The sequence below is a fragment of the Tunturiibacter gelidiferens genome (assembly GCF_014201335.1).
Classification (GTDB): domain Bacteria; phylum Acidobacteriota; class Terriglobia; order Terriglobales; family Acidobacteriaceae; genus Edaphobacter; species Edaphobacter lichenicola_E.
Genome location: NZ_JACHEB010000005.1, coordinates 99,376 through 115,846 on the forward strand (window position 1 = coordinate 99,376; position 16,471 = coordinate 115,846).

Below are 16,471 nucleotides of genomic sequence, written 5' to 3' on the forward strand. Positions count from 1 at the left end.
TACCTTCAGCAGCCTCGAGAGGGCATTTTCATCGGCATTCGTCGAACAATTCGTTAGCTCCGAAGACATGAAACTCACTAGCCTGTGGGTCGGCCAAAACGCGCTTGTGGAACCTGCCAAGCGTTCTGCCGTTTGCTCGGGAACTGAACGACATCACCTGATTGAGGACGATGAGAACCGACGACGAGTTGATGTTTTTCATCGATGTCTAAGATCTTGTCAAGCCCCAAAGTCCCCAAACCAGCGCCAATCCAGCAGATTCGCGTGGCGTATCAGTTATGCCCCAACCGCTATAATGAATACAGTGCACAAAGAGAGCCCCGGTCTAAACCGGGGCTCTCTTATTTTGAAAGGAGCAAACCACCCGTAACCCCTTTGCTTGGACGAATTTGGACGTAACCCCTTTGGAATGACGTTTTTGCGGGGAATGGTACCCGCTAAGTCGTTTAATCTAAAGACTTTAGACGAGGCATACCAGGGGGGGGGGGGTAGTTCCCGGAAATCAGTGCCCGTACTGTTCCACACGACGCAGCAGATCCAACTTCCGCTCTGGTGGCAGAAAGCTCGCCTCCACCGCATTCGCCGCCAGCTCTCGCATCTGCTCCAGCGAAAACTCGAACCGGCTCTGCACCAGCACGTACTCCTCCAGCAGATTGCTCCCGAACATCGGAGGATCGTCCGAGTTGATCGTCACCATCAGACCCGATTCGAAGTAGTCCTTCACCGGATGTTCGTCAAAGCTTTTGCAACAGCCAGTCCGAATGTTGCTGGTCACATTCAGCTCCAGCGGAATCTGTCTCTCTGCCAGCACCTCGAGCAACTCCGCGTCATGCTGAGCCGAAAGAGCATGCCCAACCCGCTCCGCTCCGATGTTGATCGCCGCCCAGATACTCTCCGGCCCGATCGTCTCGCCCGCGTGAGCCGTCAGCCGCAACCCCGCCGCCTTTGCCTCCGCATACGACTCCTTGAAAATATCTGCACTCCCCCGCGCCTCATCCCCACCGATACCAATCCCAACAATGCTCGGATACAGCTTCCGCAACTCAGCCGCCTTCCGAAACACCTTCACCGCCTCCTCCGCCCCAAAGTGCCGCACCGCATCGATCAGCCAATAGACGGTCGTCCCGAAATCCTTCTCGCCCCGCACCCGCCCGCGCTCCATCGCCTCGGCGTACGGTTCGACTTCCTGATTCTTCCAGTAATAGATAATCCCGAACGAGATATACACCTCGGCATGCACCACCCCCTGCGCCGCCAGGTCCCGAATCATGTTGTAAGTAATCAGCTCATAGTCCGCCGGCCTCTTCAAACGAGCCGAAACCGCCTTGAACGAGTCCATGAATCCAAGAAAATTCTCGTAAATATAGAGCTTCTTAGCTTCCTCAACCGTCAACGGTTCCGCATCATGCCGCTTGCTCAACTCCAGCAACGTATCGAGCTGAATCGTTCCTTCGAGATGCAGATGCAGCTCGACCTTCGGCAGCTTTCGCAGCCATTCAACTACGTCTAATTCAGCGTCTTGTTTCGTCTGTTTGCGCGCCATCTATCTATCCTAGACTTGTTACAAGTCTCGTTGCGCAGACCCAGCTAAACTTTCGGTACGTAAAACTCACTCCGCTTTCGGCTGTAGAAGAAGTAGATCAACAACCCAATTCCAAGCCACACGAAGAACCGCATCCATGTGATTATCGGCAATCCCATCATCAGCAGCACGCAGAACACCACCGAAAGCACCGGAATCACAGGCCCAAACGGAACCCGAAAGCGCCTTCTTCTCTCCGGTTCTCGATACCGCAGGATAATCACCCCAATCGAAACCAGAGCAAACGCGAACAGCGTCCCGATGTTCGACAGATCCGTCAGCGTCCCGATATCGAACAACCCCGCAGGAACTCCGACCACGATTCCAGCGACCCAAGTCGCAACCGCTGGAGTCCGGAACCGCGAATGCACCTTCCCGAAGATCCCAGGCAGCAGCCGATCACGCGACATGGCGAACCAAACCCGAGACTGCCCCAGCTGAAACACCAGGATCGACGAGATCATTCCCATCATCGCGCCCAGCAGAACCGCCAGCCGCACCCAGTGCAGACTATGTCCTCCGGGCTGCAACGACAGCTTCTTCAGCGCATTCACCACTGGAGCTGCATCATCCACCATGCTCTGCCACGGCACCAACCCAGTCAGAATCGTCGCCACCCCGATATACAGAATCGTGCAGACCACCAGCGTCGCAATGATTCCGATCGGAACATCCTTCTGGGGATCTCTGCACTCTTCTGCCGCGGTCGACACCGAATCGAATCCGATGTACGTAAAGAAGATGATCGAACCACCTGTCAGAATTCCCGACCAGCCGTTTGGCGAGTAAGGATGATAGAGCGTCGGTTTGATGAAGTGAGCGCCAGCGAAGATGAACAGCAGAATCGCTGCGAGCTTCAGGAGCACCATGATGTTATTGGTCCTCGCCGACTCGCGAATCCCGCGCACCAACACGACAGTGAGCAGCATGACCACCAGAAACGCCGGCCAGTCGAAGCCGAAGTGCCAGCCCGGTGGATACAAGTCGTGGCCCTGAAGGTCCTGCAATCCACCAGGAAGAAAGGCAGGAGAGATCCAACGCAGCGCCGGATGGAAACCAAACCAGTCCAGCAGATCCACCATATGCGCGGCGAACCCAACAGACACGGCCATGTTACTGCCCGCATACTCCAGAATCAGATCCCATCCGATGATCCAAGCGACAAGCTCACCCAACGTTGCATAGGTATACGTGTAAGCCGATCCCGCGATCGGGATCATAGACGCTAACTCCGCATAGCAGAGTCCAGTGAGACCGCAGACGATCGCAACCAGCACCAGCGAGATCGCAAGTGCAGGCCCTGCGCCGGGCCGCCCCGCCAGCGCTGAGTGGTGAATCAGATAGTCCAATACCGGCGCTCGCAGAACCGAAGTGGTGACAAACTTCTCACCCGCAATTGCGGTCCCTACTACTGTAAAAATGCCTGAACCGATGACCGCCCCAATACCCAGTGCAGTCAATGAGACCGGACCAAGCGTTTTCTTCAACGCGTGCTCCGGCCTCTCCGATTCTGAGATCAGTTTGTCGATCGACTTGGTTGCAAAGATTTGCCTGGCCAGCGCGCTCGCTCCTGGTTACGGATGATTGGTGCGGGGCGTTTCCGACTACACAATGCGATTTAAGAAGTACTGATCTTCCGGGTGGGGCAGAAACGGCGCCTCCGGGCGGCTCCAAGAAGAAATCAGTTACCGCTTGCTCTGACCACGAGCTGCCTTCTTGACCTTCTGCTTGTTCTCGCCACGGGCACCGGTGCGCGGACCTTTTGCTGGTGCGGCTTTACGTGCTGCGCGCTTTACCTTCTTGCGCTCTTGTGTGTCCGTGATGTTCTTGGTATTTGCCATGTATCTTTGCCAATCTTTCTCTAACTGCGATTTTCGAAACTTTAGAGGCGCTCCAGCTGGGCAAACTTCTCCACCAGCTTCTTTACGCCGTGCTGTTGAAATTGTACTGTAATCTTCGCGTCATCCCCATCGCCTTCGCGACGAAACACAATTCCTTCGCCGTATTTGGGATGCCTGACCCGCGAACCCTGCTTCAATCCAGTCTTTCCAGTCTGTTCCTGAACCTCTAACTTCGGACGCGAGATCTTCTTTCCGCGTGCGGCGAAGAAGCTGGCAATGTTGTCCATCGACTGCCCTGGGGCCGCGGTTCTATCGCTGTATCTCGCCCGGTTGTTCACTCCAGGAAGCCCAGAAGCCTGCGTCCGGGCTCGCTCACCGCTTTGGTCCTCATCTTCATAGCTGTAATGCCGCTCGTTCTCTTCGCCGTTAGGACGGCCGAACTTGTTCGCCTTGGGGTAGGGAGTCGCATACGCGCCACCGTAAGCTGAACCATAATCCGATCCGGAAAACTGTGGTCGCGCGGGCGGACTTCCCAAATCCTCCACAAGTTTGCTCGGAATCTCTTCCAGAAATCGTGAAGCGATGCTCGCTTCCGGCATATCGCTTCCATATCGTCGTCTATATCTAGCTCGGGTCATGATCAGCGTATCCATCGCCCTCGTCATTCCGACATAGCAAAGCCGACGTTCTTCCTCGAGCCCAGTTGGATCCGTCAGAGTCCGGGAGTGCGGGAAAAGCCCCTCTTCCATACCGGTCAAAAAAACCAGCGGAAACTCCAAACCTTTGGCCGCGTGCAAAGTCATTAGCGTTACTCTCGCCTCTTCACTGTAGCTATCTGCATCACTCACCAACGCTGCGTGATCCAAAAACTCATGTAGCGTCTCGCCGCGCTCCTGTGCATCCTGCGCTGCGTTTGCGAGTTCCTTCAAATTCTCGATTCGCGAAAAGGACTCTGGGGTAGCTTCTTCTTCGAGCGCTCGAATGTATCCACTTCGGTCGTTCAGGAACTTGATGAGTTCTGGTAGGGTCGCTGCATCACCCGGTTTACGAAACGCTGGCTTTTCGTCCGCCATTTTGATCTCTGCGGCCCTCTCCACTGTCGTACTTGCGGATCGTTTGAGGACTACGGGCGCGAATGGATTAAAACTCGCTGAGTCGATTCCGTGGGCAGCGTTCGAGTCTGAAGAGTTTTCGGCTGCAATCGTGGAAATCTCTTCGCTAGGGCCAAAGTCGAACCCGAAGTTGAAGCTAGTATCGAAACTATTCGCTCTCGTGTCCTCGGGTTCAAATCCGGAATTCTCTTCTCCAAAACCAAAAGAAACATCTGCTTCGGCGTCTTCAACTGTCTCCGAGAGCAGGGAAGCGTCATTGGCCGGCGCGAGATCCGAAGCTAGCTTCTCCGCAAAATCGGGCCCCAACATTGCCCGTGCATCCTCAATCAGACGTCTGAATCCACTCAAGGACTGCAACGCGCGCGCAGGTAGCAGCTTATCTTCAATGGTGTGCCCTATCGCGTCCCAAGTGCTCATCCCGCTCGATAGGGCCATTCTCTCTAACGTCTCCATGGTCGTTTTGCCAATTCCGCGAGGCGGAGAGTTCACAACTCGCGCCAGCGCGACTGAGTCGTGCACATTCTGCACCAGCTTCATGTAGCTCAGAATGTCCTTCACCTCGGCGCGGTCATAAAAGCTGAATCCTCCCACCATGTGGTACTGAATCTGGTAACGTCGCAATGCCTCTTCAACGAGGCGCGACTGAGAGTTCGTTCGATATAAGACCGCACATCTTGGCAAATCGACCTGTCCGCCGGCTTCCCTCAGATATCGCTGGACTCGATCGGCAATAAACAGCGCTTCATTCTCACCATCAGGAGCTTCGTAGTAGCCAATCAGACTGCCACCCTCTCGCGTGGTGAAGAGATTTTTACCTTTGCGCTGCGTATTCTGCGCCACAACTGCGCCCGCGCCTTCCAAAATTACCTGCGTTGAACGATAGTTCTGTTCAAGTCGTATCGTCTTTGTCTCAGGAAAATCCTTCTCAAACTCCAAGATGTTTTTTATGTCTGCGCCACGCCAGCTGTAGATTGACTGGTCCTCATCGCCCACCACACAGACGTTTGCGTCAGGACCAGCCAGTAGCTTCATCAGCTCATATTGTGGTCGGTTCGTGTCCTGATACTCATCGATCAAAAGGTATTTGTAGCGGCGGTTATACCTTTCTCTCGTCTCTCCAGACGACTTCAGGAGCCGGACGGTTTCCAGGAGTAGATCGTCAAAGTCCAGCGCATTCGCTTTAAATAATTCCTTCTTATAAATCTCAAAGATGTGAGCGATCTTCTCTTCCATGGGATTGGTGCTCGCAAGGAAATACTCCTGCGGGTCGATCATGTGATTCTTTGCCCACGAAATTCGCCCAAGCGCCACTCTCGGCTTTAGGGACTTGTCATCAATCGCCAGACGCTTCAATGCTTGCTTTACGACTGCCTGCTGATCGGTCTCATCGTAGATCGCAAAGGTTTTGGTCAGACCAACCGCTCCCACGCGCAGCGCTTCTATGTCCCGTCGTAATACACGCACACAGAAGCTGTGAAACGTAGCCAGCATCGGTTTCGTGAGGCTGCCGTGGCCCAAGATCTTGTCCACTCGCTCAGCCATCTCTTTGGCGGCCTTATTCGTGAAAGTCACAGCGAGAATGGCATCAGCGGGCACACCGCGCTCCTGAATGAGATAAGCGATGCGATGCGTAATGACGCGGGTCTTGCCAGATCCGGCGCCCGCCAACAAAAGCACAGGTCCATCCACGGACCGGATTCCCTCCTGTTGCTGAGGATTCATATTTTCTAAAAGTCGACTCAACTTCATACACTCCAATATCTATTTTAAGCTCTTCCGAGACAGGCTCTCCGCGCGTTCTAGAAAATGGCCAAAACCCCTGCTTTTATTGTTCATTTGCGAACAGCTTGTCCACTCATGGACAGCGCCAAATTTTGATTAAGACTGCAACATTAATTCGCAGATCAAAATGATTTTTTGGGGAACTAGCTTCGTCCAACTTGCGTAACTCAATTCACGACGGGCTCCCTGATCCATGGCAGAGAACTTCAGTCGAAATCTTGAAGTAACGGAGCGTAGTATGAAACGTCACAACCTCTTGACCGTCGCAGTCGTCGCTACCTCTCTCCTTGCAGTTCCGGCCATATACGCTGCTCCTGCAAGCATCTCATCTCCTGTTCATGCGATGTTTGGCAAGACGAAGACCAATAACGTTAAACTGAACCTTCGCAACGACACCGCTTCTTCTTTGCAGATCCTGGTCGGCGATAAGCCTATGACGCTTGAGCCCGGCAAGCTAGTTAACCTCGAGGTTCCAGTAGGAACACGCATCGTCGCCAACAGTGCTACTCCAAACCATGCGGTAGGATCGCTTATTGAAGAAGTAATTAAGGACCATAGCGGCGCTACAATCGCAATCCGCTAAGAAGTCTTAGACCATTGCCCTTGAAGGCCGACCGCGTTCACGCAAGATCCCGGTCGGCCGACGGCTCCCAATTAACGTCGTTCACGTCCGTCATAGGGATCTACAGCGCTACACCCCTTGATATCCTCATCGTATGATTCGCAACGTCGCAGTCTTCTGTGCGTCCTCCAATGGTCTTCATACTGTCTATCGAACCGCCGCCGAGAATCTGGGTCACGCACTCGCCATCCGCAATATCGGCGTCATCTATGGAGGCGCCAATGTCGGTCTAATGCAGGCCGTTGCCGAGGCGGCCTTAATCGCTGACGGCAGAGTGATAGGCGTCATTCCTGAGGTTCTGGTAGATCTCGAAGTGGCACATCATGGCATCACCGAACTTCACGTCACGAGCACCATGCACACGCGAAAGGCGCTCATCGGAGAAAAAGCCGACGCGTTCATCGCGTTGCCGGGAGGCTTCGGCACATTCGAGGAACTCTTCGAAGTCCTCGCTTGGCACACCCTCAAGCTCCACACGAAGCCCATTCTCTTACTGAATACACATGGTTTCTACGACAAGCTTCTCACCTTCCTTGACCACTGCGTAGAAGAAGGGATGCTCAAGCCGAAGAACCGCGAGCTCCTTCTTGTCGCAGATACAGTTGATGAGGCGCTTGTGATGCTAAAGTTGGACGACCGAAGAGCTTCTACGGCAGAATCGCACAATTGATATAGTATGACGCTAACGATGATGCGCATTCGCATTTCAAACTAGCCACAATTCCGGTCCATAGGACGAGCCCAGCCTCGCAATGCGATCCGATTTGGTTGAATAGCACGCATCCATTACGCAGGATCCGCAACTGCTCTATCTGCGTTGGAAATCTCATGCACCGTCTTCCAATTTTTGCTTCGTCATGCAGATATCGCAACGACACACCCGCCGGAGATACTCCCAGGAGTAAATTCCACTTTCGTGTCCATCGTTCCACTTGAACCGTAGCGCATACTTACCTACCGGCGTCACCTCCAACGGTCTCGCTGGAGCCTCATACATTTTCAGTAAAGTCTGATCTTTTGCCCTCGCCTCCCCCGGCAGCCTGCCCGTCTTCTCACGGTCCTCGTGGCATGTAGCGCATGGACACGCATTCCGCAACCACACGAAGTTCCACACGCTCTTGTGCCCGTCATGCCACTCGATCTCGACGCCAGTCCCGTCGGTCTTCTTCACCCGTACCTTTTTTGGACTTACCGAGCTTGTAGGCATCTCTTCGTGCTCCGCGTCTTCCCGGCGCGCCCGCTCCGCGCTGACAATACGAATTCCCTCATGACTCATAGCGCGTTCTCCCTCTGCGGTTCCCATATCGTCACTACGTCTTCAGATACCTTCACCCTTACGCCGTCCATCGGCCAACTCTCCAGAAGAAATAAGCAGCCATCACGCATCCGGTAATCACAACGATGGTACGTAGCACATTCGGATTCATTCGCCGGGCATATTGTGCCCCAACATATCCGCCAACGCCGGCGAATATCATTGAGATTAGGCAGTAACGCCAGATTATTGCGCCGCTGAATAAAAACGTGACCACGGCGCAGAAGTTAGACAAACACGCGGCAAGCACCTTGAGCGAGTTCAGTGCGTTCATCTCCTCTACTCCAAACAACGCCAGCGCGCTCATAATCAAAAAGCCAGCTCCAGCACCAAAGTAGCCGATGTAAAAGCACACTGGCAGTAGAACAAAAAACAACGGCGCCAGAGCAGGTGCTCTCTTGACATGAGGCTCAGTTGATCGTTTCCGCAGCCATTGCGACACCGGACCGCTGATTCCAAACAACAGGGAAGCGACCAGCAGAAGCCACGGCACCATATGTAGAAACGTTATTTGCCTAGTATGGAGCAGTACAACAGCGCCGCTTACACCGCCGAGAACCGAAGCCGCACATACAACCGGCAAAAGATCCCGTTTTAGATCTTCGCGTAATGCGGCGACCGAGGTTAGTTGTCCGGGCCATAGCGCGACCGTATTTGTCGCATTTGCCTGAATAGGGGCCACTCCGATTGCCAGCATAGCCGGAAAGGATACAAACGATCCGCCTCCCGCCATCGCATTCATCACACCAGCGATAAAAGACGCCGTGACGAGCCAAACGTAATTCCAATGTGAACCAAGACTCGAGATCATCCATCTTCCATTGTATCGAGTCCGGGTCGACCGTCTGAGTTGTAGTCAGACATCTCTTAGGTTTCACGGTGGTTTCACACTGCTGTTGGCATCTCCGGAGTCGCCGCAATCAGCCGACGCGTATATTCGTGTCGCGGCGTATCGCAAACCTGTTCGCACACCCCCAACTCCACCAGGCGCCCGCGCTGCATTACCGCCACCCTGTCGCATAAATATCGCACCAGGGGCATGGAATGCGAGATGAATAAATAGGTCAGTCCATATTCTCTTTGTAAGTCCCGCAGCAAATTCACAACTTGAGCTCCCACGCTTACATCCAGCGCACTCACCGGCTCATCCAACACCACAAACTCGGGTCTGAGCGCCAACGCACGCGCAATATTAATTCTCTGTCGCTGCCCGCCACTGAATTCATGGGGAAACCGTTCAAGCGCCGACTCGTCCAAACCAACCGTCCACAACATCTCTTTCAAGCGCGAAGCCAGACCTTCAAGTGGTTTCTCCCTATGAATCTCAAATGGCTCGGCGAGAATCTGCTTCACCCGCATCCGTGGATTCAACGCCGCGTAGGGGTCCTGAAATACAATCTGCATGCGTCGCCGCATTCCTCGCGTCTCGCGTGAAGTCGCGGACAGTAAATCCTGCTCTCTATACCACACCTCACCAGCAGTAGGTTCTACCAGCCGTAACAAAAGGCGTGCGACAGTGCTCTTTCCTGAACCGGATTCACCAACCAATCCCAAAGTCTCTCCCTGCCTGATCACAAACGAAACGTCGTCCACTACTCGGTGTCCCCTCCCATACTCCTTCACCAAGCCCCGAGCCTCGACCAATGCGACCGCTTCATTCGTGGACATAGCCGGATGGTAGCATTCGGCCCCGATTGGTTCACAAATACTCATGTGCCGGAATCTAAGAAGACCTGCGACCTGTCTTAGATTCAACTCGGGCTAAAGCTAAATTTGAGCAGAAGACTTAGTTTCTAAGGCGACTTTAAGGGCGCGCGAAGATCAATACGGCAAAGGTGAACTCAGATTGGTTCTTTGGATAGTGCGCAGCGAATTTCGACCGAAGCACCTATCGATATACTTCTCAGGAGGAAATATCAGATGTTTCCCTTCCTGTAGGAATTCTTAAGATTCTGCGGGTAACTATCACTTAGACCGGAGTTCTTCTAAATGTTCATGCGAAAATGTCCTGCTCTGACATACCGCGCCATCGTGGTCGGCGCGCTACTTCTGACGAGTATCCCTGGCCTCGCACAGTTCGTTGGCAACAACCCCCAAGCTGTGGACAAACGCGTGAACGATCTTCTTGCGAAGATGACGCTCGATGAAAAGATCGATCTAATCGGCGGCGACACCCCCTTCCGAACTCATGCTGTGCCGCGGTTAGGCATTCCCTACTTCCAAATGGCGGACGGTCCTGTGGGCGCGCATATTCCAGCACCAACGATTGCTTATGCCGCAGGCATCGGTCTCGCAGCTTCGTGGGACAGGACGCTTGCCGTGAGCATCGGCCAGCAACTCGGCCGCGATTCACGCTCTCGTGGCGCGGCATTTCTCCTGGGCCCGGGCGTAAACATCTATCGGGCTCCGATGAACGGCCGCAACTTCGAATACTTTGGCGAAGATCCTTTCCTCGCCAGCGCAATTGCCGTCGGTTATATCCAGGGCGTGCAGCAGGAGGGTGTTTCAGCAACCGTCAAACACTATCTAGGCAACAACTCCGAGTATCTACGCCACGATTCAGACTCAGTCATCGACGAACGGACCTTACGGGAGATTTACATGCCCGTCTTTGAGGCTGCCGTTAAGACCGCAAAGGTCGGCGCTATCATGGACTCCTACAACATCACAAATGGTGAACACATGACGCAGAACCGGCGTCTTAACATCGACGTTGCGAAAGATCAATGGCACTTTCCCGGCGTCATCATGTCGGACTGGGTCTCAACCTACGATAGTGCGGCGGACGTCAAAGGTGGTCTCGATCTCGAGATGCCCTTTGGCGTCTACTACTCCAAAGATAAATTGCTCCCGCTACTGAAAGACGGCGCCATTACCGAGGCCGAGATCGATGAGAAGGTGCGTCGAATTCTACGCGTTGCGATCGACTTTGGCTGGCTCGATAGACCACAACTGGACACCAACATACCGCGCTACAATCTCGACGGCCGCGCAGCGTCGTTGCAGGGTGCGCTTGAAGGTGCTGTCCTGCTTAAGAACGACAACGCTCTTCCTCTCGACAAAAATACTCTCAAGACGATCGCAGTCATTGGACCGACAGCAAACCAGACCATCACTACCGGAGGCGGCAGCGGCGAGGTCGTCAGTTTTGCAAATACGAATCTCTTGGTCGGCGTCAGTAACTACGTCGGGCTCCAAACCAAAGTTCTGTACGCTCGTGGTCTCCGTAGCGTTAACCAGATGTCTCGTCTGACGCGCTTTACGACCGATGCGCAGGGCACAACTCCAGGGGTCACGCACATCACCTTCGCAAAGGCGAATCTTGAAGGAGAAGTTACGGGCACGGTTACGGAAACGGCGATGCTCACCGCCGGTTCCACGCGCCGAGAGCCCGAAGAGCAGGAGCTGAACGCCCTCACTTCGCACAGGAGCGCCTCCCCTTACGTACGAAACACCACAAGCAGCCGCTGGACCGGGTATTACACACCTACCGATGCCGACAAGTTTGCTATCTTTGTCCAGACCGACGGGAAATATCGACTCCTGGTCGATGATGTAGTCGTCTTCGATAGCTCCGTAGTCCCAAAGTACATCCTCAACCAGACCACTTTGGACTTGCCCCCCGCTCCACACAAAGTGGTTCTGGAACAGCTTTCTCAGCAGATCGGATCCGTCTCCGGCATGCGCGTCGGCATCGCTCCTCTTAGCACGGTCGTAGAGAAGGATGCCCTCGAGATGGCCTCTCACGCGGACACGGTCATCCTTGCGGTTGGTTTCAACGCATCGTCCGAATCTGAAGGAGGAGATCGCACCTTCGAGCTTCCCGTCGGCCAGGAGCAGCTTATCCAACAAATCGCAGCCGTCGGGAAGAAGACAATCGTCTTCATCACCTCTGGCGGCAGCGTCGATGTTTCGAACTGGAAAGATAAGGTTCAGGGAATCTTCGAGACTTGGTACGCCGGGGAAGAGGGTGGCACCGCAGCGGCCCGACTTCTCTTTGGGCAAGACAATCCGTCCGGCCACCTGCCCATTAGCTGGGAAAAGAGGATTACGGATAATCCGAGTTACTCGAGCTACTATCCGGACCCCGGCACAAATAAGATCGTCTACCGAGAGGGAATCTTCGTGGGTTATCGCGGTTACGAGCATAACCACGTAGAGCTCCAATATCCTTTTGGATTCGGCCTCTCCTATACGACCTTCTCGTTCAGCAAACTAAAGACCACGCCGCTGATCGATGGCCACATTACTGTAACGTGCGATGTCACAAACACAGGAAATCGTTCAGGAGCAACCGTGGCCCAGCTTTACGTTGGACAAGTCTCGCCCACCGTCGACCGTCCTGTAAAAGAACTAAGGGGATTTGAACGGGTCGTTCTGCAACCAGGGGAGACCAAACATGTCTCGTTTAGTCTTGAACCTCGCAGCTTCAGTTACTTCGACGTCAAAACTTCAAGCTGGCGGGCAGATGCGGGAGCATACGATCTCACGTTAGGCGACTCGTCGCAAGACACCCAACAGAAGATGACGATCCAAATCGCAAAACCTCTGACAGTCTCTGTTAGCGAGTAGTCGGGTAAAAGGCCGACTATAAGCGTGTCTAAGGATGGTCAAGACTGTCTGCAACCGTTCGTCACCGTGGCGAGCGGTTGCAGGTAACTAATGAAGCAGTGCCCAATGCCTTGCGAGAGAACACAACCCTAGCCGGCCAACAGACTTAGCGGAGCGGCGACTCGGACCAGATTTTTTGGAAATTTATGTGTTCCACTCTGGCAAATGTCTGCGGGGAGTTGTAGAGTACCCTCCAAACACCGCAAGCCATAAATCTTCGCGATCAAAGGTGTTGAGGCACAACCGGATAGGGTGACTGCTCCGATCCGGAGAAGACAAGTGCCGCCAACTCGCGTATTTGCGAATCATGCGCGGTTCGTGGTAGATTCCCGGTTCTCAGCTATCAACTCATGTCAGTTCCTTTACTTGACTGGGCTTTGCATTCGCAGTGATCGGCGCCATAGATCTTCACGGTTCTTAGAAGGTGTCCAGTGATGAAGTCTCCGTTCTGTCTGTCACACGTTCCTCTAGCGGCCGGGCTATATCTTTGTATTTGTTACATGATCCTCCCTTGCAATGTGGCCAAGGGCGCTTTATTGCCTGCCTCGGCGAACTCCCAGCCTCTCGCGACAAACTCCACGGCGATCCAAAAGGATAGTGTAATCATCCCCGGTCCTCTCCGATCTTTTCTCCGAATGGCCGGCGTCAGTCAAAAGGTCTCCAAAGATGATGTGCTGCCCTTGTTAGCTCGAAACGTCTACCTTCGTGGCTATCAGCAAAATACTCCAACCGAATTCCTGATATTGGTTGATCGCTACGTGGCCCAGGCGAGAGAACTTCAAGTTCTGGCCGGCTCAAGCAGCACGATTCGAGTAGCCGGCTGTGACGACGCGGGTACTCTGGTTCAAATTCTCGGTTACCGACTGCGAGAGGGGTGTGGCCAGAAAAACTTCACGTTAGAGACCGCAAACCCGGAGAGAGCCTTTCTTACGATCGATTCAGGCTTTCCTCTGGTCGAGCTCGAGGAAGATCTCCAGAAGGGGATTCCCTTCACGTACCCGTATCCGGCATCTCGGGTTCCAGCCCTGTTCCATGAAGGCGATTGGGTTGGGCTCAGCCAAAACTCTAGGGCTAGGTCGGGAAGTCTCGTAGATGCGCTGTTGGGTGATCCTTCCGTAGCCCGGCTCTATTGGGCACTAGCTAAAACGGACGAACAGACAAGCAGCGCATTAAAAGACTCGCCAGGACTTAGGAAACTGCTTCCCTCTGCCAGCGTTTTGGACTTTTATGGGAGCCAGATATCTATTCGCTCTGGACAGGTCACAGTCCCCGGTGGAGCAGGTGCACAAGCTGGTTGGAAGGAACTAGTTGGCGCTAGTCCAGAGTCGCCTGGTGATTTCGTCACTAACTTGCTTGTGAGGGATAACGGCTGGCTCGCCGCCTACTTCGATGCCTTGTCGCGAGTTAGTCAGACTCAGCAAATGCATCTTACGGAACCTCCACGACTGAAAGAGCTTTACAACGTCTTTTGGAAAGCAGCTTCTGGCACTAATGCCGTCAAGGGAGTCTTTCCCAGGGCGCCCGGTCTTCTTGTGCTATTCAACCGCGTTCAATGGGAGTCCAACGGTGAACCTCACGTGCCGGGAAACCTAGAGGTATGGAAGGAGATTCTCCTCCAAAAGTCCGACTCTAAAATTGTTCACAATTGGGTCAAACGTGCCCGGAGCTGGGATCGTCCGGAACAGTTGCTTGAAACGATGACCGCCCTTTCCTCGATGGACAGCGATAGCGGACCGCTCCAAATTTATCTCACGATGAGTGAATTAGACCGCGGACGACGGCCAGACAATCGTCTTTCGCCCGAAACAGTGAGACAGCTCGCCGATCGGTTTTCAAAGCTCAACAGCTGGTATCTGGTTTTCGCCGAGTTTCCAGCTTTGAACGATGCAGGCATCGGCCTCTTCGTGAATGCAGCGGACGTGATCGACAAGATTTCCAACCAAACTCTGCGCGGTAATGCCCTCGGAGCTTTTCAGGCGAACGTTGGACTTTGGCAGATCTTAGCCCGCCAAGGACAAATTCCAGAGAGCGAACTGAATACGTCGTGGCAAAAAGTAATCGAACCGTTCGCTACGATCTCTTCCTCCACCCAACTGTTCGATGACACGCGAAAATCCCTTCAGGAACTTCTGCAGGCCGCCGGGGCGAAGGCGGACTTCTCCCAAGAACAGCTCGTTGAGCTACTTGCAGGCCCGCATCAGGCAACCCCGGACGGTCAACGCGAACACGCCGCCTTAGCCGCGAGGATCAACTCGGTTTTGGAAGACCAGCGTCTGGTTTCCCTTGACACGCTATTTTCCCTTAGTGATGGCCTCAAACAAGTTGCTGATGGGAAAGGCAATGGTGACGCCCTGCTTCCACTTGCAGCCGAGCTCCACGAATTCGACCTGCCGCGCCCTATCTTTACTAATAGCGAGAAAATCAGTTGGGCACCTCCAAACTACACTGCTCATCACGCGGAACTGCAGGTACGAACAGATTTGACGAAAGTCATCAAGGAGCATGCTTCGCCCGCACAGCTTGAAACAGCTCGTGGCCAGCTCACTCCATTTCTGCGGGACACGCTGGTCGGTTTGAACTATGCCTACTATGAACCTCCCGGCGCGCAAATGCTTCACCATAATCCGCTCTTTGTTCGATCGCATGACTTTCTTGGCCTTTCAATCCAGAGTCCGAACCGCCTCTGGAGCGCCCCTATGTTGTTGGGCATCGGAGCGCCCGCTGGCGGCGGAGCCTATCTAGTCGGATCGCTGGTAGATCTCTCTTACGCACTCGCAACAACAGAGCAGGACTTTCTTTCTCCAGAAAACGTTCAAGCTCTAATCTGGAAGGACTTAGTGCCAGAGCTTTTGGTAGGCGCCACGCTTCCGCGTTGGTGGACCGTCACTCCCGTAGAACTTCATGCGGTCACTCTTTATCAGAGATCTGGAGAAGAGTTGTTAACAGCGTCTGTGGGGAACCCACAACTCAGGGAAAAAGTGACCGCAATCTTGTCTGATCGGTTGACCTCGCAACGGCTGGGACGAGTTCAACAATCCCTCCTACGTCCTGAAGATCTGGCTGCGATGCTCCCGCGAATGACCCCGTCCGAGACGTCTTATCTCGCGGCCGAGTACGGCAATAGATTTCCGGACGAAAATGTCTCGTGGGGGCCCGCAAGTCAACAACTCCGGGAACTCCAACGGAGTTATCCGGATGAAGTAAATTGGGGGCGTCTCTCGAAAGACTTCGGTGTACCTCATCCGACGTTGGCCAGAACGAACGCCTGCCAACTGCTGAATGTAAAGCCGTTTCCTTTCTTTGGATCTTATTCAAGCCGCCTGTTCGGTGAGTCTTGGGAGTCCAGCAATTTATATTGGGCTCGCCTTGCCGATGAGATGGGTTATTCCCCTGTAGCTCTGAACAGCCTTGTTCCCGAGCTTAGTCGTCGGGCAGTCACAAAGATCTTCGCGACAGAGCCTGACGATTGGCCGGCAATTCTTCGTGCTATTCAAGAAACTGGAGAGGAATTTCGACAGGGCAAAACTGCGGGGTTACCCGGGGTCAAAGTCACTTCGACTATGTCAGTGCCGTCTGGAAACGATGCGAACACACGTTAGGAGGATT

At 53.9% G+C, this 16,471-nt stretch carries 11 protein-coding genes; 4 read left to right on the forward strand and 7 right to left on the reverse strand.

Annotated elements, in window-relative coordinates:
- Nucleotides 1–502: 502 nt before the first annotated feature.
- From add to HDF14_RS11750, 4 genes are all read right to left on the reverse strand, one after another.
- On the reverse strand, nucleotides 503–1,543 hold the full coding sequence (gene add, locus HDF14_RS11735; RefSeq protein WP_183976807.1) for an adenosine deaminase: 1,041 nt from the start codon (nucleotides 1,541–1,543) through the stop codon (nucleotides 503–505).
- Nucleotides 1,544–1,587: 44 nt separating this feature from the next.
- Nucleotides 1,588–3,069, reverse strand: a complete 1,482-nt coding sequence (locus tag HDF14_RS11740) for an amino acid permease (protein WP_183976809.1) — start codon at nucleotides 3,067–3,069, stop codon at nucleotides 1,588–1,590.
- Between the two features lie 198 nt (nucleotides 3,070–3,267).
- Nucleotides 3,268–3,423, reverse strand: coding sequence for a hypothetical protein (locus HDF14_RS11745; RefSeq protein ID WP_183976811.1), 156 nt, complete (start codon nucleotides 3,421–3,423; stop codon nucleotides 3,268–3,270).
- 41 nt (nucleotides 3,424–3,464) lie between these two features.
- Nucleotides 3,465–6,257 (reverse strand): ATP-dependent helicase, encoded by a 2,793-nt coding sequence (locus tag HDF14_RS11750; protein WP_183977436.1) that lies wholly within the window; start codon nucleotides 6,255–6,257, stop codon nucleotides 3,465–3,467.
- Nucleotides 6,258–6,555: 298 nt separating this feature from the next.
- Here HDF14_RS11750 and HDF14_RS11755 point away from each other — a divergent pair, with 298 nt between their 5' ends.
- A complete protein-coding gene (locus HDF14_RS11755; protein WP_183976813.1) occupies nucleotides 6,556–6,900 on the forward strand; it encodes a hypothetical protein in 345 nt (114 codons plus the stop codon).
- Between the two features lie 133 nt (nucleotides 6,901–7,033).
- Nucleotides 7,034–7,609, forward strand: coding sequence for a TIGR00730 family Rossman fold protein (locus tag HDF14_RS11760; RefSeq protein ID WP_183976815.1), 576 nt, complete (start codon nucleotides 7,034–7,036; stop codon nucleotides 7,607–7,609).
- 156 nt (nucleotides 7,610–7,765) lie between these two features.
- On the opposite strand, the gene HDF14_RS11765 is transcribed toward HDF14_RS11760, so the two are convergent.
- The 3 genes from HDF14_RS11765 to HDF14_RS11775 all read right to left on the reverse strand — a co-directional run bounded on the left by HDF14_RS11765 (nucleotide 7,766) and on the right by HDF14_RS11775 (nucleotide 9,967).
- Complete coding sequence (locus tag HDF14_RS11765) at nucleotides 7,766–8,215, reverse strand: DUF971 domain-containing protein (protein ID WP_183976817.1); 450 nt, start codon at nucleotides 8,213–8,215, stop codon at nucleotides 7,766–7,768.
- Between the two features lie 58 nt (nucleotides 8,216–8,273).
- On the reverse strand, nucleotides 8,274–9,065 hold the full coding sequence (locus HDF14_RS11770; protein WP_183976819.1) for a sulfite exporter TauE/SafE family protein: 792 nt from the start codon (nucleotides 9,063–9,065) through the stop codon (nucleotides 8,274–8,276).
- A 74-nt stretch (nucleotides 9,066–9,139) separates the two neighbouring features.
- Nucleotides 9,140–9,967 carry an ATP-binding cassette domain-containing protein gene (locus HDF14_RS11775; RefSeq protein WP_313899550.1) on the reverse strand — a complete coding sequence of 276 codons (828 nt, stop codon included), beginning with the start codon at nucleotides 9,965–9,967 and terminating at the stop codon, nucleotides 9,140–9,142.
- A 276-nt stretch (nucleotides 9,968–10,243) separates the two neighbouring features.
- Here HDF14_RS11775 and HDF14_RS11780 point away from each other — a divergent pair, with 276 nt between their 5' ends.
- A complete protein-coding gene (locus tag HDF14_RS11780) occupies nucleotides 10,244–12,826 on the forward strand; it encodes a beta-glucosidase (RefSeq protein WP_183976823.1) in 2,583 nt (860 codons plus the stop codon).
- Between the two features lie 674 nt (nucleotides 12,827–13,500).
- Nucleotides 13,501–16,464 (forward strand): hypothetical protein, encoded by a 2,964-nt coding sequence (locus HDF14_RS11785; protein ID WP_183976825.1) that lies wholly within the window; start codon nucleotides 13,501–13,503, stop codon nucleotides 16,462–16,464.
- Nucleotides 16,465–16,471 lie beyond the last annotated feature (7 nt).